We start from the raw sequence: 20,460 nt of genomic DNA, 5'->3' as shown, positions 1-20,460 counted from the left end.
AGGCTACTTGTCTAATTCGTAAGCTTCATGAAGTGCGCGGATAGCAAGCTCGCCATACTTCTCATCTATCACCATAGAGACCTTTATCTCTGATGTAGAGATCATCTGTATATTGATGTTATTTTCAGCAAGTACAGTAAATGCTGCAGCAGCCACTCCTGAGTGAGATTTCATACCTACACCCACCACAGAAACTTTACAGACATGCTCATCAAAATCCATCCCCTGAATATCATGGTCAAAACTTTCCATCAGTCTTTTGGCATTTTCATGTTCACTTTGCGGTACCGTAAAGCCAAGATTTGTAGAACCGTCGGTCCCCATATTCTGAATGATCATATCGACATTAATGTTCGCCTCTGCCAACATGGTAAATATCTCTGCTGCGATCCCCGGTCTGTCTGAAACACCTCTGAGTGTCACTCTTGCTTGGTTTTTGTCAAGGACAACACCACTTACTAATACCTCTTCCATACTATTGCTCTCCTTTGTAATAAGCGTACCTTCATTGTCGCTAAAACTGCTTTTAGCGTAGAGTTTTACATTAAGTTTTTTTGCCAATTCCACTGAACGGTTCTGTAACACCTTCGCACCCAGTGACGAAAGCTCCAACATCTCATCATAAGAGATCGTGTCGAGCTTCTTTGCATTGGGTTCAATACGCGGATCTGTTGTATAGATACCATCCACATCAGAATAGATCTCACACTGGTCAGCCTTCAAGGCTCCAGCCAGTGCAACAGCAGAAAGATCCGAACCGCCACGTCCCAGTGTCGTGACCGAACCGTCTTTATTGATACCCTGGAAACCTGCAACAATGACGATCTTACCTTCACCTATGGCATCCTGCATTGCAGACGGATCTATAGACTCGATCCGTGCATAGGTATGTGTATTGTCTGTCACGATACCCGCTTGGCGTCCGGTCATGGCTACGGCATCATAGCCTTTTGACTGCAAAGCAATAGAGAGCAGTGCAGCCGTAACACGTTCTCCCGAACTCAGCAGCATATCCATCTCTTTTTTTGCAGGATTCTTTGTAAAGTGCTCTGCATAGCTTATGAGTTTATTGGTTTCACCGCTCATCGCAGAGACAACGACCACAATGTCATTACCCGCTTCTTTTGCTTTGGCTACACGGTTGGCCACATTTTCAATACGATCTAAATCTCCAACACTTGTACCGCCATATTTATGTACAACTAACATCTATATCAAACCCTCTTCTATAAAATAATCGATCACCCTACGATAGACTTTGCGTTTAAAGTAGGTCACCTTTTTAAATAACTGTTCATACTCTACAAACTCATACTCTTCAAATTCAGGAATATCATATGCCTGTAAATTGATGGTTGCACTCTCTTTAAGGCGTACCAAAAAATATTTTTGTGTCTGCCCGTCAAAAGGGTATGTCTTACCTCGTGATCTTTTGGGAAAGTCGTACGTGATCCATTCCGGAAACTCCCCCAGTACCTCTACATTATCACAGCCTATCTCTTCCAGCAATTCCCGTTTCAGTGCTTCTCGAGGTGTTTCACCTTCATCGATACCCCCTTGAGGAAATTGCCATGCGTTCTTGATATCACTTCGATGTGCTACAAAGAACTCACACTTGTCCGGATATCTGGAAGAGAGTATTACAGCTGCAACATTGGGCCTATAGCTCTTTTTCTTTTGCATACTTTTACTCATTTCACTATCTAATTCAATAGGACGCAACAAAGATTCCATTCTTCTATTGCATTGGTACTGTGCCTTCTTCTTCCAAAGGAAAGCAAAGAGATGCGCCTCTTTTGATAATCAGCACCAAATTGTATTTTTACTCTAAATTGACTAAAGTTTATCGATACATTCCTGATTTTCTGATATTATTCTATCTAAACTGCGGTTACAAACATTTGAAAAGTGAGAAAACTATTTGCTAATTTATCTTCATATTCCCTACTGTGATTCTAAGTGTCACTACTGTAGCTTCAACACCTATGTCGATAAATTTGAAACCCAGTCCAAATATATGAAAGCGCTCTATCAACAACTTACTTTTGAACTGGGACGTTTTGATGTCAAACCGCAAAGTGTAGAAACGCTTTTTATAGGCGGAGGGACACCTTCAACGGTAGACCCTGAACTCTATGCTCCCATTTTTGAACTGCTTCATCCCTATCTGAAAAAAAATGCGGAGATCACTACAGAAGCAAACCCGAACTCTGCAGACAAAGCGTGGCTTGAGGGGATGAGAAAACTTGGTGTGAACCGTGTCAGTTTCGGGGTGCAGAGTTTTCATGCACAAAAACTCAAAGCCCTGAACCGGGCACATAACCCGCAACAGGCCAAAGACGCCATACATACTGCCAAAGCGCTTGGATTTGAGCATCTCTCTTTGGATCTGATCTACAACTACCGGGGTGACACAAAAGAACTGCTTTTAGATGACATAAAGGAAGCCTTTTCTCTGCCTATCGATCATATATCTGCCTATGAACTGACCATAGAGGACGGGACAAAGTTTTCAATGACCCCTGAGTTGAGGCAGGACAATGAGGATCTTGCTTTCTTTGTCTCCGATGAGATAGAAAAACGAGGCTTTAAGGCCTATGAGATCTCAAACTTCGGTACCTATCAAAGCAGACATAACAGAGGGTATTGGGAACTCAAGAACTATATAGGTGCAGGCGCCGGTGCCGTAGGATTTTTAAAGAACAGACGTTTTTATCCCCAAACCGATATCGAAACCTATGTGGCAGATCCGCTTAGCATCACAGAAGAAGCACTCACCCCGGATGAACTGCTGACAGAAAAGATCTTTTTGGGCTTACGAAGCAGCGTAGGTGTAGAAAAGGCTCTTCTTACAGAAGCGATGCTACAAAAAGCATATACACTTTGTGAAAAAAAGAAACTGCGCTGCGATACTACACATTACTATAATGATAATTTCTTCCTGAGTGATGAACTCGCACTCTACATTTTAGGATAATTTGATAAAATACAGCAATTAAATTACAAGGTATATTATGTTTGGTATCGGCTTTACTGAGTTACTTCTTATTTCCATTGTTGCTATACTCTTTTTGGGGCCAGATAAACTACCTCAGGCAATGATAGAGGTCGCTAAATTTATCAAAGGTGTTAAAAAGACCGTAAGTGAGGCAAAAAGTTCTCTTGAAGAAGAGATGAAGATCGCAGACCTTAAAGAAGAAGCGCTCAATTATAAAAAACAACTGGATGATGCAACCAACGAACTGAGAAATTTTAAAAACATAGATTTTGATGAGTTTGAGGAGGAGATCTCAACAGAGTCTCCTAAAGCAGTTTCGAAAGAGAATCAATCTGACACTGCAGAAACAGCCCAAAACGAAGGTGTTGCCACACAGGTTGAGGCAAAGAATGACACGGTCACATTTACAAAGCCAAAAAAGCAAAAGAAAAAAGAAGCGACGGATGAAACAACAGACAAACCTGAAGGTGATGCATAATGTTTAGTGAATTAAGGCCTCACCTTGTTGAACTACGAAAAAGACTCGGACTCTCAGTACTCTCGGTATTTATTGCATTTGTCATTGCATTTTTCTTTCATGAAGCGATATTGGCATGGATCACTGCACCTTTGAACGAGGCTCTGGACCAAGTGGCACACCTTTCAAAAAAGGCTGCTGATGGCATGGTAACGACCCACCAGGTCGGCGGTGCATTTTTTGTCGCACTGAAAGTTTCATTTTTTGCGAGTATCTTGGGTGCACTGCCGTTCATACTCTATCAGATCTGGCTTTTTGTTGCACCCGGCCTGTACAATAATGAAAAAAAGATGATCCTTCCATTTGTGATAGGCGGTTCCGTCATGTTCTTTGTAGGTGTGCTGTTTGCCTACTATGTCGTGACGCCATTTGGATTTCAGTTCCTCATTACCTTTGGTTCTTTTCTCTATACGCCACTGATCAATATCGAAGACTATGTCGGCTTTTTTACAAAGATCATGATGGGATTCGGTATTGCATTTGAACTGCCGGTATTTGCCTATTTCTTAGCCCTTCTCGGCCTTGTTACGGATAAAACACTTAAAGATTTTTTCAAATATGCTGTACTGATCATCTTTGTCGTGGCTGCACTGCTTACACCACCGGATGTACTGACCCAGCTTCTTATGGCTGCACCGCTTGTCCTCCTTTATGGTCTCTCTATCCTCATCGTACGTGTCGTGAATCCACACGTTGAAGATGAAGATGAGGATGAAGATGCAGATGAAGAAACTGCCCAAAGCACACTCTAACCCTCTGTATGAATGAAGAGCTTCTGACAAAAAATTATGACTATGAACTCCCCGAAGGGTTCATAGCCACTGCACCCGTTCAGCCCAGAGACCATGCAAAGCTGCTGGTGTATGACAGAAAAACCGACACAGTAACCCATACTACGTTTAAACACTTACTGGAGTATCTTCCAAAAGAGTGTGATGTCTTTCTCAATGATACACGTGTCATCAAAGCACGTATCTTTGGTCATAAAAGATCTCTCAATAATCAGGGTGGGGGTCAGGTAGAGCTTCTCTTTAACAAACCCTTGGATGCACACCATTATCTTGTACTCATCCGGGGCAAGGTCAAGATAGGCACGGAACTTGTTTTTGATGATGCACTTGTAGCTACGGTGACAGGATTAAATGATGACGGTTCACGTATCGTGACGTTTACACATCATGGCAAAGAGATACGTTTTGAGGAACTGGTGCTTGTGCTTGATACCATAGGGCATATCCCTTTGCCGCCCTATATGCAAAGAGAAGACAATCAAGAAGATGAAACAGACTACCAAACGCTCTTTGCCAAAAATGCCGGTGCTGTGGCCGCCCCTACTGCTTCTCTTCATTTTACCCCTGAACTTTTCACCGCGTTAAAAGCGAGACATAAAACACATACGGTCACACTCCATGTGGGTGCGGGCACTTTTAAACCTGTCGAAGCCGAAGAGATACTGGACCATCCTATGCACTCTGAGTATTTTGAAATTCCTGAAACCTCTGCAAAAGTACTTGACAGCGATACTCCTCTGTTGGCCATAGGGACAACCGTGACCAGAACGATCGAGTATTATGCACGGACGAAAAAGACACAGGGGGAGTGTGATCTCTTCTTAAATCCTTCCAATCCGCCCCAAAGAGTCACCTATCTACTCACCAATTTTCATTTGCCTAAAAGTACCCTTATCATGCTTGTCTCTTCTTTTATCGGAAGAGAAAAAACGTTAGACTTATATAAAGAGGCCATAGAGAAAAAGTATAGATTTTTCTCCTATGGGGATGCGATGTTAATATTGTAGAGAGGTATACCTATGAAAGTCAAATGTGAATATATTTTACTCTTTATTTCAACCCTGTTTCTTTTGAACGGGTGTGCGCAGAAGAAGCCCTACAGTTACCCCAATTATGAAATCATCAAACCTGAAAAAACCTGCACTCCCAACAGAAATAATATTCAGGATCTGCTCTATTCTTATCTTGGAAAACCTTATGTATGGGCAGAAGAAGGGCCTTATGCCTTTGATTGTTCAGGACTTACCTATAATATTTACGGATCTATGGGGATAGAGATCCCCCGTGTTGCAAGGGAACAGGCAAAGATGGGTAAACAGGTGAAGTTTAAGAACTTATATTACGGTGACCTCATCTTTTTCGGTTCTCCAAACAAAAGAAGCAAAACGATCAATCATGTAGGTATCTATCTAGGTGATGGGTGGTTCGCACATGCGAGCAGTAAGGATAGAAGGGTCACGGTCAGTCACTTTGACAAAGAACCCATCTATGTCAAACGTATGAAAGTATGTAAACGCTATTTGAGTGAAGATGAACGTGCAAAATATATGAATTGTGATGTCCCTTTGGAAAAAATGGAAATTACGACTTCACGCTATACCACACCGTGGCAGCCAGGCATGAAACTGCCTAAAAAAGCTGTACCGAGCTAAAGCGTTGATCCAGTGAATTTCAATGGAGTCATCTATCCTAAACGTATGAAAAAGATCGTCTCTCTCTCCTTCACCTTTACACTCTTAGTGCTGCTTACTGCATGTAAACCTGATCCTCATCCTAAAAATCCCAATTATGCGATTCAAAAACCGATGATCAAATATGCACCCAGTAAACAGCACCTTGACAAAATGGTGAAAGAACTTCAGGGAAAGCCTTATGTGTGGGCAGAGGAAGGTCCCGATCAGTTTGACTGTTCCGGTTTTACCTACTATCTGTACGGCAGTATGGGTATAGAGATACCCCGAGTTGCCAGAGAACAGGCAAAAAACGGAAATGAGATCAAAATGAATGAACTGGTCTATGGTGACCTCATCTTCTTTGACACGGACAAAGATCCCAAAGGAAATATCACCCATGTAGGTATGTATCTGGGTAACGGCTGGTTTACCCATGCAAGCACCACTGAATATGAGATCGTCTATTCCAACCTCAATACTTCACCATATTATAAAAAAAGACTGCGTATCTGCCGAAGATATTTTCCTGATTCAAAAGAAAAGATCGCAATGGACGATACCAAACCATGGAAAACAAAAGAAGCGTTAAAAGACAAAGTTTCTCCCGTCACTACATTGCCTAAAGTCACACAGAAACATGTTTTAGGCAACTTTTATGTACAGTTAGGCTCCTTCTCCGGAAGACCACAGGATGCATTGCTTCAGAAAATTACTAGAGCAGGATACCACTATAAGCTTATCGCATTTTCTCTCCAGGGCAAAGAGATCATCAAACTTCTTATAGGACCCTACAGACAAAGATCCGATGCTGTGGCACTTTTAGATACTATCAAAAAACAGATCCAAAAAGATGCCTTCATTGCGGAGATCCGTTAATTGCAACAGTGATCAAGCTGCTGTAATATACTGTTCGATAGAACGATTCAATGTTTGTATCCCGGATTTATACTTCTCATCATAATTGGCAAGGAGTTCATACTTCTTATAGAGGATCTGATGCAGGATATCATTGATCAAATCATGCATATCCTCTGCACCGATAGCGCCTGTCAATCCTCTCATATCTACACATAACATCTTTACCTGTTCATATCGGTGTTCTTTTATCAATTTAGTGAAGATCTCATCACTGGTACCATAGGCGGTCGTAAACTCTTTCAATATTTCTCGATAGAGCGCTTCACTGTTATTGGCATGGCTGATACCCTCATGAATATTGATCCCCTGATAACTAAGGGTCTCTTTAGGCTCACTGTCTTTCTTCTCGGATTCCGCATCACCAAGATAGGTAGAGAATACCGTATAGAGCTTGCCTATATTGAGCGGTTTTGATAAAAACGCATTGATACCGCAGTTGAACATCTTATCTATTTCACTCTCAAGGACCAATGCTGTAAAGGCAACGATAGGCATAGCATCATACTGACTGTCAAGACGTATCGTTTGTGTCGCTGCAAAACCATCCATGATCGGCATATTGATATCCATAAGTACCAGATCAAATGGGATCTCACTCTGCTTCACCATATCAACGGCTTCTTGTCCGTTGTTTGCCACACTGATATTCATTTCGGAAAGATGCAGCAGGTTAAGCAGTACTTTCTGGTTAATGAGGTTGTCTTCTACCAGCAGAATATTTTTTCCGGAAAACGCTTTAAAAGAGTTTTGCGTGATACCTTTTGTCTCGATCATATCTTTTCTGAAGGTTTGTGCCTGTTTCGTTTCATCTTTCTGTTCTTCTTCCTCAAGAGGTACTTTAATATCATACATATTGACGATCAGTTCAAACACACGCTCTTGATTGAGTGGTTTAAAGAGATGTGCATCGATCACCTCATCCAGAACTTTATTTTGATTGGACACAAGCAGTGAATGAAGCGCGATCACTTTCAGTTCTTTGTCCATCTTGATAGTATTGAGGTACTCTATCAATCTGATATCGAAGAGACTTTCTTCCAAAATAACGATATCATAAGAGGTAAGGTTAGGCATAGTTTTCATGAATTCTTTTTTAGAAAGCACCGTCACCTCATGTCTGAAATAGGTGAACATTCTTTTGACAGCCAGCGCTGAATTATAATTACTGTCAACAATAAATACCTTTTTCTCTATCAATGTTTTCTCAGGCAGGCGGTATCTTCTCTGATCCGATTTGTTCACTATGTCAAAAGGCAGGGTCAGTGTAAAGGTACTTCCTTTTTCCTCTACGCTCTCTACTATGAGTTTTCCCTTCATCATATCCACCAATGCATTGGCGACAAAAAGCCCTAAACCTACGTATTTACCCGTTTCAACATCATAATACGGTACAAACAGATTTTCCAATGTTTTAGGATCAATCCCTTTTCCTTTATCAGAGAAGTGGAACTGAAGTTCCACTTCTTCTTCAAATGAATCAAACATAGAAACTTCTAATTTGACTTCATCCAGATCCGCTTGTCCCATCAGGTATTCAAGTATACTTTTGAGTGTTTGTCCCAAATGCAAAGAGTCTCCCACCAAGTGTCGTGGAACATTTTTATGTATATCAAAAATAAGTTCGGCCTTGCTGCCCAAAAATTGTGAGCATATAGATCCTGACACTTCATTCAATACGTTATTGATATTAAACGCTTCATTGACGATCTCAACCTGTTTTGATTTTAACCTGAGAAAATCCAAAAGATCATGTGTCACATCTAAAAGTCTACTTTCAGGGTTTCCTAAAACTGTATCTTTATGTGTGGATGTTTTGGAGAGTTGCTGCGTTTCTTCAAGTGTCTGCTTCGCAATATTATGAACATTTTCACTCATATTGGCAAGCAGGAGATTTTGATTTCTTTCCATCTCCAACTGTTTCTCGAACATGGACTTGTAAAACTCTTTCAACTTCTGTGTTTGATAAGATGTAACAAATAATATAGCTATGCCCACTATTCCCAAAGCGAAGAGAGCGATCCATAGCCAGAAAGTTTCCGATCCTGCACCTTGGTCTGTCTGTGCATACCCCATACTGCTTAAGCCTACAATGGCCATACTTATTTTGTTCAAATACATACGATATTACCTTATTTTGATAATTTAATACTCTCCATGCTGACATTTCCCTACTACAATTTTATCGAAGGATTTTATTTTTTTACTTATTTAGAAGTATAATATTTTATATTCTGACAAACCCGAACAAGAGAGTACAATTATGATACATCATAGATACAACCGCCTATGAGAGAAGATGATAAAAGTTTGGGTACAATTTCACTATGAAATTAGCCAGTATAGATGTAGGACTGAAACGTATAGGTGTGGCGATCTGCCTCGATGGGAGTATCGTCATACCTCAAAATGCCATTTTGCGAAAAAACCGTAATCAGGCAGCAAGGGACCTCAAGACATTTTTAGAAGAGTGGGAGATAGAAAAACTCATCGTAGGTCTGCCTAAAGATGCTGAAAGCTCTGAAGAGATGGAAAGACGTATCAAACATTTTGTGTCGCTGCTTGATCTAGATATAGAGGTCGCCTATCAGGATGAACAGAGTTCAAGTATTGAGGCCAAAGAACTGACCATGGGCCAGTTCAGACACAAAAAAGACGGGAAACTTGATTCCATTGCTGCAAAGATCATCTTGGAACGATGGCTTGGAAAGTAAAAAACTAGAGTCTCTTCTTTAATCCCTGAATTCTCTTATATGCTCTGTTGATATGCTCCTCTGTGACCTCTCCGCTTTGAACCAGTGAGCTAATGGTCTCGACCAGTGTCTGTGTAGTGACCGTTTTTTTAGGATCAAGCTGGTTCCCTATCAGTAAGATGTCATCTCCTGCATTGATCGCCAGTCTGAGTGTATTTTTTAACCCATACTTTTGACTGATCGCACCCATTTGAAGGTCATCCGTGATCACCACACCATGATAGCCCAGTTTCCAGCGCAACAGCTTGGTGATCGTCTTATAAGAGAGACTTGCAGGGTATGTGGCATCTATCTTTTGGTTAAAAACATGGGCCACCATAACGGTATCGGCTTTCTCTTTCAAAAGTCTGTAAGGTTCCAGTTCGACTTCCTGCCAAAGGTTCGTCACATCCACAAAACCTTTGTGGGTATCACCAACCGACGAGCCGTGTCCGGGAAAATGCTTGATGGAGGTAAGTACACCGTGACTGTGCATGGCATCGATGAATGCAGAAGCATACGCTGCTACCACTTCAGGATCTTTGCCAAAGGAACGTCCTAAGCCATGAATAACATGGTTCTTTCTATTGATATCCAGATCTACCACAGGGGCAAGATCGTAATTGATCCCCACACTGCTGAGTTCCTCACTCATTTTTGTATAGGTCTCTTTGATGCTGTTTTGATCCATTTTGGTCACATCAGAAGCTTTGGGGAATTGACCGTAAAAGCCGTACCTGCGTTTAAGTCGTTGCACCTTTCCGCCCTCTTGATCTACAGCGATCAGTAATTTTCCGTCACTGCTGCATGCCTGCAGGTCTTGGGTCAGCCTGGCCAATTGTTCTTTGCTGGCAATATTCTTCGGTTTCGTTTTATCCACCGGGTTATAGTCAAATAGAATCACCGCTCCAAGGTTATAGGTTTCTATATCTTTACATATCTGACTCTCTTTGGATGCATGCGTGCCATGAAAACCGACCATAAGCATTTGGCCTATTCTCTTTTCAAGTGCCAACCCTTGTGCCCATGTATACGTACCTAAAAACAGACACAGCAATAAAACTTTTTTTATCATCAAATATCCTTTCTCTCACTGCACTATTATAGTGTAACTACTCTTTATTTGCATACGGTTAACCTTCATGTATTACACTACACTTACAAGAGCATCGAGGGACAGAAAACCTAAAATCTTCCCCCCTCCCTTTTACAAAGTATTTTAGGACTCCTTTTAAAAACATTTTCTCCTCTGTCCCAAAGATGCTCTTTGAAAAATACCTGATCCATTTTCACCTCCCCCTATATCTATAATATGATCTTCTATTAGTGTTCAGTTAACCTTATATCACTATAATACTTTTACAAGAGCATCATAAAAAGATAGACCTCTCTCCCTAATATTTTTTAGGTCTATTTTTTAAATCATTTTTCCCTCCCCTTTTACATACAACTATGATGCTCTTTGAAAAAATCTTTTACATAATTTGAACCAATTACACGATTTTTACATCTTCATAGTGTATAATCTGTAAAATTATCTATAAAGGTGCATTTTATGAAAAAATTATTCTCGATATCTCTTCTACTCTTCTCACTCGTAACCTATACCCACGCTGCTGAAGATAAAAGATATTTAGCAGAAATGACCATGACCGATATCACGGGGAAAACCTATGATGTATCAGGTACGGAACAGGGGCTCAACATTAAAGGCCTTGAAGGGAAAGTCATCTTTCTAGAATTTTTCGGACACAAATGTCCTCCTTGTCTCGCTTCCATTCCACATTTGATCAAACTTCAAGAAAAATATAAAGAGACCTTAGCCATTGTCTCTATTGAGGTGCAGGGCTATACCCATGAAGAGGTCAAAAAATTTGCAGAAGAGAAGGGGATGAACTACATTGTAGCCTCCGAAGAGAAAGCACCTGAATTGGTAAACTATATTCAGCAGAGAGCACAATGGAGGGGAAGTATCCCTTTCTTGGTCGCTATGGACACAAAGGGAGATGTACAGTTTGTACAGGCAGGTATGCTCCCCGAAGCTTCACTGGAAGAACTCATTTCACAACTCTCCAAAACAGCCAAATAGTCTATCTCCCTCTTGCAGCAGGGAGAAATGTTTCACTAAGACAATCTTACAATTCCATTTTGTATCGTAATGATCCCCGCAAGCTCTGCTTCATACACCCTGTCACCAAACTTTTTAAGACTCTCATCAAACGTAGGTGATTTTTGGCAAAAATAAAAAAAATCATCTTTTTCCAGCCCATCATCCGCGATCTGCCCAAACGTAGAGGCAAATACCTCTATATCATGTATCGCTGTGGCTTTCATCGTGTGCAACAACTGATTCGTGCCCAAACTTTCGTTGAGCCTTTGGGGAAGTACAAAGATCTCTTTACCCATCTTTAACGCATACTCAACCGAACGCATGGAACCACTGTTGAGATCCGCTTCTGTAACGACAAGGATATCCCCGAGTGCAACGACAAGCTCATTTCGTACCACAAAACTCCATCCTGTAGCTCTGAAACCATCATTGAACTGGCTAAGCATTAGTCCCTTATCCTCTATACCGGATATAAGATCTTGATTGACCGCAGGATAACGTATATCCAATCCGTTGGCTACCACTGCTATGGTATTCTCTTCTCCTGCTCCGGTGTGTGCGATCGTATCGACTCCCATGGCTGCACCACTGACCACGCATACCCCTCGTTTGGCTAAAGCATTGGCAAGCATGTAGGTAGAGTGACGTGTGTAGTTTGAAGGGCGTCTTGTTCCCACTATAGAGACCTTAGGTCGCTGCAGCAGATCCAAATGCCCCTTATAAAAAAGTGTGGATGGATACTTCTTCATTCCCTCTAAAGCAGGTATATATTGGGTGAGTATTTGACTCATACATTGCCTTTTTACACCCATGATATCATAGAGGTATAGTCAACCTTAAAAATATTGCATATTGTCATACTTTTGAAAAGAGTATGGCAATTCATCTTGTGCCCTGACCAAAAGGAGAAATGCCATTGGGGTGCATATTATTGGTAAAGCTCATCCAAATAGACCAGTTCTACCTCGTTCAAAATGGCTGCTGCACTTGAGAGCGCTTTCATGGTCATTGGATGCGGATGCCCTATAGCGATGGCATACCCTCTTTTCTTGGCCTTCTTCACTGCCTTTTGAAGCTGTCTATGAATATAAGGGACAGTCTGTTCATTGTCTATAAAGGTATCTCTTGCCACATAGGTATCACCAAACTCTTCGGCTATCATGGGGACTTTGGTCGAAGCGATCGTTCGACTATCCACAAAGACAAATCCTTCTTTACGAAGTGCCCTATAGAGTGTCCGCATCTCAACATAGTTGTCTGTAAATACAGAACCTGTATGGTTATTGATATAACGTGCTGTAGGGAAAAGTATGCGAAGCTCTTTCACTCTGGCTTCAATCTCTTCTTGATCAAAATTCGTCATAAGTGTTTTGGCCTGTCGGTTAAATTGTGCAGTGCCAGACTCCATCGGGAGGTGGATCATATAATGTTCTAAGCCTCTTGCCAATCTGTGTGAAGCCCCGGAACGCTGCGACGGGGGAAATATGGATGGGGTGATCTTGATACCTGTTGCTTGTATATCCTTGAGCTGACTGCTTGTAGAGACATCATCTATAATGATCACGAGTTTTGGTTTTTGCATACTATCTGAAGCTATCTTGTGATGTGTGATCTTAGCCTTTGGGACCTCTGCTTTTGTAACGACCTTCTCATGGTTCACTTCTTTTGGGAATAAAGGTCTGGTAGAAGTCTTTTTTTCTTCCTTTGGTGTCTTTTGAACAGCCACTTCCTGTTTTTCACGTGGTGTCTCTGTTTTGATCTTTGAGAGACCCTCTAAAAGTTTCTTTGTACTCTCTTTGGTATCTTGCTTAAAGGTCTGTGTTTTTGGCCTTTGAGCATGTATCCTATCCTGCCGACCCAGAAAATATCCAAAAACAACCATAGCTATCATCAAAAAAACACCTAGAACGATCAAAAGACTTTTTTTGAAAGTAGAGCCCTTTGCAGGCTTTCTACCTCTGCTCTTTTGTGCCGGTTTTTTTCTGGGAGAAGATTTCGTAGTTGTTCTTTTGGGTTGATTTGCCATGAGGTCCACTGGTTTTTAAATTTCAGCTATTGTAACAAAGTAGCATTAAGAATATGTAAAGAAATAAAATTCACTGAAGATTTTTGATTATTTGTGCTTAGATTATGTTGCTTGAGTAAAGGAGGCTACGTGCAAGTAGCTGACTGCACTCATCAACATAAGATGAGTGCAAATAACCAAAAAGACTAGTTAGTTTCTTGGTCTACGATCTTGTTTGCTGATATCCATGGCATCATTTCACGAAGTTTATTACCTGTTTTAGTAATCAACTTCTCTTTGTCATTGTTACGCTCAGCATTCATTCTTGGGTAACCTGCTTGTCCTTCAAGGATAAAGTCTTTAGCAAATCTACCATCTTGGATCTCTTTTAAGATCTCTTTCATCGCTTGTTTTGACTGCTCGTTGATGACTCTTTTACCAGAAACATAGTCACCATATTCTGCTGTGTTAGAGATAGAGTATCTCATGTCAGCGATCCCGCCTTCGAACATAAGGTCAACGATAAGCTTAAGCTCGTGAAGACATTCAAAGTATGCAAGCTCGGGAGCATAACCAGCTTCCGTCAATGTTTCGAAACCAGCTTGTACGAGTGAAGCAGCTCCACCACAAAGTACTGCCTGCTCTCCGAAAAGATCCGTTTCAGTTTCATCTTTAAATGTAGTTTCGATGATCGCTGTTCTACCACCACCGATAGCTGATGCATAAGAAAGTGCCAACTCTTTAGTTGTACCAGATGGGTTTTGACCAACCGCGATAAGATCCGGGATACCACCACCTCTTACGAACTCAGAACGAACCGTATGTCCCGGTGCTTTTGGTGCGATCATTGTAACATTGATGTCTGCTCTTGGAATGATTCTTCCGTAATGGATGTTGAATCCGTGTCCAAATGCGATAGTCGCACCCTCTTTAAGGTTAGGTTCGATCTCATTTTTATAGATCTCAGCCTGGTTCTCATCCGGAAGAAGGATCATAACCACATCGGCTTTTGCTGTAGCATCTGCAACGCAAAGTACTTCAAAGCCTTTAGCCGCAGCTTTTTTCCAAGATGAACCACCTTCTCTTACACCAATAACAACATTGACACCTGAATCTCTAAGGTTTTCTGCATGTGCATGTCCTTGTGAACCGAAACCGATCATTGCTACTGTTTTTGACTTGATGATGTTAATATCACAGTCTTTGTCATAATATACATTTAAAGTTGACATTTATTATCCTTGATGTACGAAGTACGAAAATTTTCGCGATTATACCCAAATAATACTTATTATCAAAAATTTTAACCACATTTGTCTTTTATGCTATAATAAATCTTTATATTGGAAAGGAGTAAATTTGATCGAATTTCTCAACGAAACTGTTTTGTGGTGGCATTGGATCGTTTTTGGTGTGGCACTGCTTATTTGGGATATGAGTATGGGGACATTTTTTGTCCTTGGACTGGGAATTGCTGCCATTATCGTAGGTATACTGGACACGTTTTTAGACACCTCTTTTACCATGGAACTCACCATTTGGATGATACTCTCCATAGTTGTCATTGCTGTATGGTTCAAGTGGTTCAGAGAAGAGCCTGTGACGGAGAGCGGACAGTCGAACTACAGACTCGATACCTTGGGTGTGGTGATGGAAGATATACAACCACACAGCAGAGGAAAAGTCACTTTTGACACACCTGTGCTGGGAAACACTTCCTGGCATGCGATCTCTAAAGTAGATATAGACCAAGGTACACGTGTGAAGATCGTACAGATCAGTGGACAGCTCATAGAAGTTGAGCCTATCACTACAAACTAACTCAAGGAAAAAGAATGGAAATGTTAAATATCGTTATTATACTCGTCATTGCGGTGATCGTTACGCTCTACAAAGGGATCAATATCGTTCCTCAGGGAGAAGAGTGGGTAGTAGAGAGACTAGGTAAATTTACGCGAACACTTACCCCGGGTCTCAACATTATTATCCCTTATCTTGAATCCGTAAGAGAGCGTGTCTCTACGAGGGACCTTATTTTGGACATTCCTGAACAAGAGGTCATCACCAAAGACAATGCAGTCATCCACACCAATGCTGTCACATTTGCTCGTGTGACCAATCCTAGAGATGCCATTTACGGTATAGAGGATTTTAGGGTTGCCATACAGCAGCTTGTCATGACCACCTTACGTTCTATACTTGGAGAGATGAGCCTTGATGATGCACTCTCAAACCGTGAACACATTAAAGCTAAACTCAAAGACTCCATTATTGATGATGTTGCCGACTGGGGTGTCACAGTCAAATCTGTTGAGATACAAGACATTAATCCCAGTGCTTCTATGCAGGCCTCCATGGAGAGACAGGCAGCAGCAGAGAGAGAAAGACGTGCCATAGAGACCACCGCTGAAGGTAACAAAAATGCTGCCATCTTAGAAGCAGACGGTAAACTAGAAGCGGCTAAAAGAGAAGCACAAGCGCAGGTTGCACTGGCAAATGCTTCAGCAGAAGCTATCCGTATGATAAGCGAAAACATAAAGGATCAGGAACTTCCTGCCATGTTCTTGCTGGGTGACAGATATATCAGTTCTTTAGAACAGATCAGTAAAAGTGACAATTCAAAATTTGTGATTTACCCTGCCGATCTGCAAGGTGCGATTAAAGGTATGTTGGGGAATGTCTTTAAAAAGTAACTGACTTGTGCCAGATAACATAAAAACCTTATGTCAAGGATATATTGATGGAGCTTAACATAGAATCTTTCGCTAGCTCTTGTACGTTATTCTAAAATTTCGCCACGCTAACACTGATACTGAGTCTAATGCAAGTATGAGTGTTAGAGAGTGAGCGTGCTGCTTCATTTACTCACACGGTCATCACGACCCCTATCAAACCAATACATCATATTTTAAATTTCATTTTCTTTCTTGATTTTGTCTCTATGCATGGATAAATATAACTCTACAGAAGTCTAGGTTTTTATAGGTTACCGGTTTTGCATATCATTGTATGACCTTATAAATCAATATATTTGATACGTTTGTCTCTGCCTATCAGAAGCTTCTTGAATTCAAATGATTATTTTTTATACAATAAGATGAACACTATTCACTCAAAACTACATTATACTACTCATAAGCAAAACATATAACGCTAATAAATGTTATATCCTGCTGGACAAAGGAGTGATGATTATGTCTATCATCCAGAGGCAATCAAGTTATAGGGTAATCATTTTGCCTGTAACACTATTATGAATGAAAAAAAGGAATGAAAATGTCAAAACTACTGATCACAACATGGAGTAAATCATGTCTTATTTAGCCCCTACAGAATTTGTGAAAAAAATGGTTGATTCTGGAGAATCAAAAGTCTATATGTCTACAAAAGATACACTGATCCGTGCTTACATGGCGGGAGCAATTTTAGCACTAGCGGCTGTATTTGCAATTACTGTTGCGATGAAAACAGGTTCAGGTCTTGTGGGTGCAGCGTTCTTCCCTGTCGGATTTATTATGCTCTACTTAATGAGCTTTGATCTCTTGACAGGTGTATTTGTATTGGTGCCATTGGCATGGATCGATAAACGACCGGGAGTGACTGTAGGTCAGATACTTAGAAACTGGGGTCTAGTGGGACTTGGTAACCTACTAGGTGCATTAACGGTAGCAATTATGATGGCGTTCATCTTTACATTCGGTTTTGATACGGATGGTGGTGCTATCGCTCAAAAAGTTGCAGGTATCGGTGAAGCCAGAACACTGGGGTATCAGGCACACGGTATTTCTGGTTGGTTTACGGTATTCATCCGTGGAATGCTTTGTAACTGGATGGTGGCCATGGGTGTCGTGGGTGCAATGATCTCTACAACAGTGAGTGGTAAAGCGATCGCTATGTGGATGCCGATCATGCTGTTCTTCTTTATGGGCTTTGAACACTCGATCGTTAACATGTTCCTTTTCCCGTTCTCTTTGATCATGGGTGGTGACTTTACAGTCGTAGACTATCTTCTTTGGAATGAGGTTCCGGTTGCACTGGGTAACCTAACAGGCGGTCTTCTCTTTACAGGTCTAACACTGTATGCAACACACATCAAAACTGGAGCAAAACGTGAACTGAACAATGCTTCATACAAATCAAAAAACCCTTCAGCTGCATAAGTTGAAGGGTAAGAAGACTATCAAAAAGGATATATAGATATGAAAAAAATAGAAATGACGGAAGCGATCATCCTGGCAAGAAAAAGTGCCAAGATGAGTTGGGAAGCATTGGCTGAGAAAGTGGGTCTCTCGGCCACATTCGTTACTTCAGCGTGTTTGGGAATGAACAGCCTCAAAAAAGAACCTGCAGAAAAACTGTGTGAGGTACTCGGTTTAGATGAAGAAGTGGCTGTCACTTTACAGGAATATCCTAACAAAACCTGGGATTTTACGATACCTCAAGATCCTCTTGTCTATCGTCTGTATGAAGTGGTCGGTGTGTATGGTGAAACGATCAAAGAGATCGTGGGTGAAAAGTTCGGAGATGGTATCATGAGTGCCATTGATTTCTCTTTGGATATCGACAAAGAAAAAAATACATTGGGTGACAGGGTTGTGATCACGATGAATGGTAAATTCCTGCCATATAAATCATGGTAGTGTAGTGATCAAAGATTAAGTCCGACTGGTCTTGATCTTTCACTACCATCACAGAGAAGATCGTCAAGTTTTGAATTAAGGGCGTTTTTTACTTGAAAAGCTTTTAATTAAACACTTTTAACATTGAATCTGACTGCATAAAAAGTATAGGCTCAAGAAGGCTACTGAACACTATGGACAAGCAAGTAACCATATCTATTGGCGAATATTCCACTAAAGGACGCAAAGAGGTCAATCAGGATTTTCATGATATCTGTGTACCTCAAGAACCCCAATTGACCAACAAAGGCATAGCCATTGCTCTGGCTGATGGGATCAGCAGCAGTGAAGTCAGTCAAACCGCAAGCAAAACAGCGGTCACCTCATTTCTCATGGATTATTTCAGCACACCTGAATCCTGGTCTGTGCAAAAGTCTGCCCAACGCGTGATCACTGCGACGAACGCTTGGCTCTATGCGCAGACAAGACAAAGCCAGTATTGCTATGATGCCGATAAAGGCTATGTCTGTACTTTCAGTGCGATGGTGATCAGGTCAACAACAGCCCATATTTTCCATGTGGGGGATGCACGTATCTATCGATTGAGAAATGACAAGATGGAGCAGTTGACCGAAGACCACCGTATGTGGATCACACAGGAAAAAAGTTATCTTGGTCGTGCCCTGGGTGTGGATTCAGACCTAAAGATCGATTACGATGCTTTACCCGTCGAAGTCGATGACATTTTTTTATTTATGACAGATGGTGTGTATGAATATGTCAGTTCTGCTCTTATGATCAGTATCATAGAGGCATACCATAGAGATCTGAATGCTGCTGCACAACGCATTGTAGAAACGGCGTATGAAAATGAGAGTGATGACAATTTGACCATTCAGCTTGTCAAAGTGGAGACACTGCCCGATAAAGGTGCCAATGAGATCCAAAAACAACTGAGCGAAAAACCCCTGCCGCCCCTACTTGAAGCACGTATGATGTTCGATGGGTACAAGATCATCCGTGAGTTGAGTGCCAGCAGCAGAAGTCATGTCTATCTGGCTGTGGATACTGAAACGGATACCTCTGTGGTTCTCAAAACGCCTTCCATCGACCTCAGCGAAGACAAGGCGTATCTCGAACGATTATTGCTTGAAGAGTGGATCGCCATACGTATGAACAATGCGCATCTGGTCAAGTCCTATCTGCAGACGCGTCAACGTAATTATATTTATAATGTGACAGAATTCATTGAGGGCCAGACCCTGACACAGTGGATGATCGATAACCCGACCCCCACTATAGAAACCGTCCGTGAAATAGCGGAACAGATAGCCAAAGGCCTGCTGGCCATGCATCGCCAGGAGATGATACATCAAGATCTGAGACCCGATAATATCATGATCGACAGCACAGGCACGGTGAAGATCATTGATTTTGGTTCGACCAGGATCAAAGGGATCGTGGAAAGCAATGCCTATATGGAACAGGAGAATATACTGGGAACGGCACCATACACTGCACCGGAATATTTTCTTGGAGAAGTCGGTACCACAAGATCAGATCTTTTTTCACTGGCAGTGATCATCTACCAAATGCTCTCAGGCAAACTTCCTTATGGTACACAGGTAGCCAAATCGACAACCAAAAAGTCGCAAAAAAAACTGAAATACAAGCACTTACATTCTGATACCCATGAGGTACCACTGTGGATCGATGAAGCCTTGAAAAAAGCACTGGAACCCACCCCATACAAACGATATGGAGAATTGTCTGAATTTTTATTTGACCTGCGCCATCCCAATAAAGTCTTTTTGAATAAATCCAGACCGCCACTCTTGGAACGTAACCCCGTACTTTTCTGGAAGATGGTCTCTTTAGTGCTATCCGTCATCATTGTGCTATTGTTAAATCGATGAGATCAAAATGGTTATTTTTTATACAGTTGATTCAAAACCATTGTTTAAATTAAGACTATAATAATCACATGAAAACTGTGAAGGAATCTTGTCCTCCTTTTTATTTATACTTCTGGTTTTCTAGTAACTTTTAAATTTTAAAGTGTATCATTCATCATTGTCTGCATACTTCCTTTAATCTTGT

General features: G+C 41.3%; 20 protein-coding genes. 13 read left to right on the top strand and 7 right to left on the bottom strand.

All coding sequences use genetic code 11. The features are described 5' to 3' along the window. Positions 1–3 precede the first annotated feature (3 nt). Both LDM98_RS09985 and LDM98_RS09980 read right to left on the bottom strand, forming a co-directional pair. Positions 4–1,209 (bottom strand): aspartate kinase, encoded by a 1,206-nt coding sequence (locus LDM98_RS09985; RefSeq protein ID WP_223899260.1) that lies wholly within the window; start codon positions 1,207–1,209, stop codon positions 4–6. Next, positions 1,210–1,683: an RNA pyrophosphohydrolase gene (locus LDM98_RS09980; protein WP_223899353.1), complete on the bottom strand. Its 474-nt coding sequence runs from the start codon at positions 1,681–1,683 to the stop codon at positions 1,210–1,212. Positions 1,684–1,921: 238 nt separating this feature from the next. Between LDM98_RS09980 and hemW the strand changes: the two genes are divergently transcribed. From hemW to LDM98_RS09950, 6 genes are read left to right on the top strand one after another with little or no spacing between them, the layout of a single operon-like run. Continuing rightward, the gene (gene hemW, locus LDM98_RS09975) at positions 1,922–2,977 is read left to right on the top strand and encodes a radical SAM family heme chaperone HemW (RefSeq protein WP_223899259.1); all 1,056 of its coding nucleotides are present in this window, start codon (positions 1,922–1,924) and stop codon (positions 2,975–2,977) included. A 37-nt stretch (positions 2,978–3,014) separates the two neighbouring features. Beyond that, positions 3,015–3,476 (top strand): Sec-independent protein translocase protein TatB, encoded by a 462-nt coding sequence (gene tatB / locus LDM98_RS09970; protein ID WP_223899258.1) that lies wholly within the window; start codon positions 3,015–3,017, stop codon positions 3,474–3,476. Further along, positions 3,476–4,267 carry a twin-arginine translocase subunit TatC gene (gene tatC, locus LDM98_RS09965; protein WP_223899257.1) on the top strand — a complete coding sequence of 264 codons (792 nt, stop codon included), beginning with the start codon at positions 3,476–3,478 and terminating at the stop codon, positions 4,265–4,267. The genes tatB and tatC overlap by 1 nt, the downstream gene beginning before the upstream one ends. An 8-nt stretch (positions 4,268–4,275) precedes the next feature. Beyond that, positions 4,276–5,313, top strand: a complete 1,038-nt coding sequence (gene queA, locus LDM98_RS09960) for a tRNA preQ1(34) S-adenosylmethionine ribosyltransferase-isomerase QueA (protein WP_223899256.1) — start codon at positions 4,276–4,278, stop codon at positions 5,311–5,313. Positions 5,314–5,325: 12 nt separating this feature from the next. Next, on the top strand, positions 5,326–5,958 hold the full coding sequence (locus LDM98_RS09955) for a C40 family peptidase (protein ID WP_223899255.1): 633 nt from the start codon (positions 5,326–5,328) through the stop codon (positions 5,956–5,958). A 12-nt stretch (positions 5,959–5,970) separates the two neighbouring features. Further along, positions 5,971–6,855, top strand: coding sequence for an NlpC/P60 family protein (locus LDM98_RS09950; protein WP_223899254.1), 885 nt, complete (start codon positions 5,971–5,973; stop codon positions 6,853–6,855). 12 nt (positions 6,856–6,867) lie between these two features. Here the strand turns inward: LDM98_RS09950 and LDM98_RS09945 are convergent, their stop codons facing one another. Next, a complete protein-coding gene (locus tag LDM98_RS09945) occupies positions 6,868–9,015 on the bottom strand; it encodes a response regulator (RefSeq protein WP_223899253.1) in 2,148 nt (715 codons plus the stop codon). Positions 9,016–9,221: 206 nt separating this feature from the next. Here LDM98_RS09945 and ruvX point away from each other — a divergent pair, with 206 nt between their 5' ends. After that, entirely contained in the window at positions 9,222–9,608 is a 387-nt protein-coding gene (gene ruvX / locus LDM98_RS09940) for a Holliday junction resolvase RuvX (RefSeq protein ID WP_223899252.1), read from the top strand. Between the two features lie 4 nt (positions 9,609–9,612). Here the strand turns inward: ruvX and LDM98_RS09935 are convergent, their stop codons facing one another. Beyond that, positions 9,613–10,701: a glycoside hydrolase family 3 protein gene (locus LDM98_RS09935; protein WP_223899251.1), complete on the bottom strand. Its 1,089-nt coding sequence runs from the start codon at positions 10,699–10,701 to the stop codon at positions 9,613–9,615. A gap of 480 nt (positions 10,702–11,181) precedes the next feature. On the opposite strand from LDM98_RS09935, the gene LDM98_RS09930 reads away from it, so the two are divergent. After that, complete coding sequence (locus LDM98_RS09930) at positions 11,182–11,715, top strand: TlpA disulfide reductase family protein (protein WP_223899250.1); 534 nt, start codon at positions 11,182–11,184, stop codon at positions 11,713–11,715. Between the two features lie 35 nt (positions 11,716–11,750). Here LDM98_RS09930 and LDM98_RS09925 read toward each other — a convergent pair whose 3' ends face one another. The 3 genes from LDM98_RS09925 to ilvC form a co-directional block, all read right to left on the bottom strand. Further along, entirely contained in the window at positions 11,751–12,527 is a 777-nt protein-coding gene (locus LDM98_RS09925; RefSeq protein ID WP_223899249.1) for a DNA-processing protein DprA, read from the bottom strand. Positions 12,528–12,664: 137 nt separating this feature from the next. Beyond that, positions 12,665–13,762 (bottom strand): divergent polysaccharide deacetylase family protein, encoded by a 1,098-nt coding sequence (locus LDM98_RS09920; protein ID WP_223899248.1) that lies wholly within the window; start codon positions 13,760–13,762, stop codon positions 12,665–12,667. Positions 13,763–13,947: 185 nt separating this feature from the next. Continuing rightward, on the bottom strand, positions 13,948–14,973 hold the full coding sequence (gene ilvC, locus LDM98_RS09915) for a ketol-acid reductoisomerase (RefSeq protein WP_223899247.1): 1,026 nt from the start codon (positions 14,971–14,973) through the stop codon (positions 13,948–13,950). A gap of 127 nt (positions 14,974–15,100) precedes the next feature. Here ilvC and LDM98_RS09910 point away from each other — a divergent pair, with 127 nt between their 5' ends. The 5 genes from LDM98_RS09910 (at position 15,101) to LDM98_RS09890 (ending at position 20,276) form a co-directional block, all read left to right on the top strand. Next, positions 15,101–15,562, top strand: a complete 462-nt coding sequence (locus tag LDM98_RS09910) for an NfeD family protein (RefSeq protein WP_223899246.1) — start codon at positions 15,101–15,103, stop codon at positions 15,560–15,562. A gap of 14 nt (positions 15,563–15,576) precedes the next feature. Further along, positions 15,577–16,434 carry an SPFH domain-containing protein gene (locus tag LDM98_RS09905; RefSeq protein ID WP_223899245.1) on the top strand — a complete coding sequence of 286 codons (858 nt, stop codon included), beginning with the start codon at positions 15,577–15,579 and terminating at the stop codon, positions 16,432–16,434. 618 nt (positions 16,435–17,052) lie between these two features. Continuing rightward, positions 17,053–17,901, top strand: coding sequence for a formate/nitrite transporter family protein (locus LDM98_RS09900; protein ID WP_223899244.1), 849 nt, complete (start codon positions 17,053–17,055; stop codon positions 17,899–17,901). A gap of 39 nt (positions 17,902–17,940) precedes the next feature. Beyond that, complete coding sequence (cynS, locus tag LDM98_RS09895; RefSeq protein WP_223899243.1) at positions 17,941–18,381, top strand: cyanase; 441 nt, start codon at positions 17,941–17,943, stop codon at positions 18,379–18,381. Between the two features lie 173 nt (positions 18,382–18,554). Next, positions 18,555–20,276, top strand: coding sequence for a bifunctional protein-serine/threonine kinase/phosphatase (locus LDM98_RS09890; protein WP_223899242.1), 1,722 nt, complete (start codon positions 18,555–18,557; stop codon positions 20,274–20,276). The last annotated feature ends 184 nt before the right edge of the window (positions 20,277–20,460 follow it).

The organism is Sulfurovum sp. TSL1, from assembly GCF_019972135.1.
Lineage (GTDB): Bacteria > Campylobacterota > Campylobacteria > Campylobacterales > Sulfurovaceae > Sulfurovum.
The sequence above is the reverse complement of the archived record's forward strand: the minus strand, read 5'-3'. Positions and strand labels throughout refer to the sequence as shown.

Bases quoted from the DNA above. Each gene is read 5' to 3' on its own strand.
- LDM98_RS09980 (WP_223899353.1), bottom strand. From the start codon at position 1,683: ATGCAAAAGAAAAAGAGCTATAGGCCCAATGTTGCAGCTGTAATACTC.
- LDM98_RS09985 (WP_223899260.1), bottom strand. From the start codon at position 1,209: ATGTTAGTTGTACATAAATATGGCGGTACAAGTGTTGGAGATTTAGAT.
- ilvC (WP_223899247.1), bottom strand. From the start codon at position 14,973: ATGTCAACTTTAAATGTATATTATGACAAAGACTGTGATATTAACATC.
- LDM98_RS09945 (WP_223899253.1), bottom strand. From the start codon at position 9,015: ATGTATTTGAACAAAATAAGTATGGCCATTGTAGGCTTAAGCAGTATG.
- LDM98_RS09955 (WP_223899255.1), top strand. From the start codon at position 5,326: ATGAAAGTCAAATGTGAATATATTTTACTCTTTATTTCAACCCTGTTT.
- LDM98_RS09930 (WP_223899250.1), top strand. From the start codon at position 11,182: ATGAAAAAATTATTCTCGATATCTCTTCTACTCTTCTCACTCGTAACC.
- LDM98_RS09900 (WP_223899244.1), top strand. From the start codon at position 17,053: ATGTCTTATTTAGCCCCTACAGAATTTGTGAAAAAAATGGTTGATTCT.
- ruvX (WP_223899252.1), top strand. From the start codon at position 9,222: ATGAAATTAGCCAGTATAGATGTAGGACTGAAACGTATAGGTGTGGCG.
- cynS (WP_223899243.1), top strand. From the start codon at position 17,941: ATGAAAAAAATAGAAATGACGGAAGCGATCATCCTGGCAAGAAAAAGT.
- LDM98_RS09920 (WP_223899248.1), bottom strand. From the start codon at position 13,762: ATGGCAAATCAACCCAAAAGAACAACTACGAAATCTTCTCCCAGAAAA.
- LDM98_RS09905 (WP_223899245.1), top strand. From the start codon at position 15,577: ATGGAAATGTTAAATATCGTTATTATACTCGTCATTGCGGTGATCGTT.
- LDM98_RS09925 (WP_223899249.1), bottom strand. From the start codon at position 12,527: ATGAGTCAAATACTCACCCAATATATACCTGCTTTAGAGGGAATGAAG.
- tatB (WP_223899258.1), top strand. From the start codon at position 3,015: ATGTTTGGTATCGGCTTTACTGAGTTACTTCTTATTTCCATTGTTGCT.
- tatC (WP_223899257.1), top strand. From the start codon at position 3,476: ATGTTTAGTGAATTAAGGCCTCACCTTGTTGAACTACGAAAAAGACTC.
- LDM98_RS09890 (WP_223899242.1), top strand. From the start codon at position 18,555: ATGGACAAGCAAGTAACCATATCTATTGGCGAATATTCCACTAAAGGA.
- queA (WP_223899256.1), top strand. From the start codon at position 4,276: ATGAATGAAGAGCTTCTGACAAAAAATTATGACTATGAACTCCCCGAA.
- LDM98_RS09935 (WP_223899251.1), bottom strand. From the start codon at position 10,701: ATGATAAAAAAAGTTTTATTGCTGTGTCTGTTTTTAGGTACGTATACA.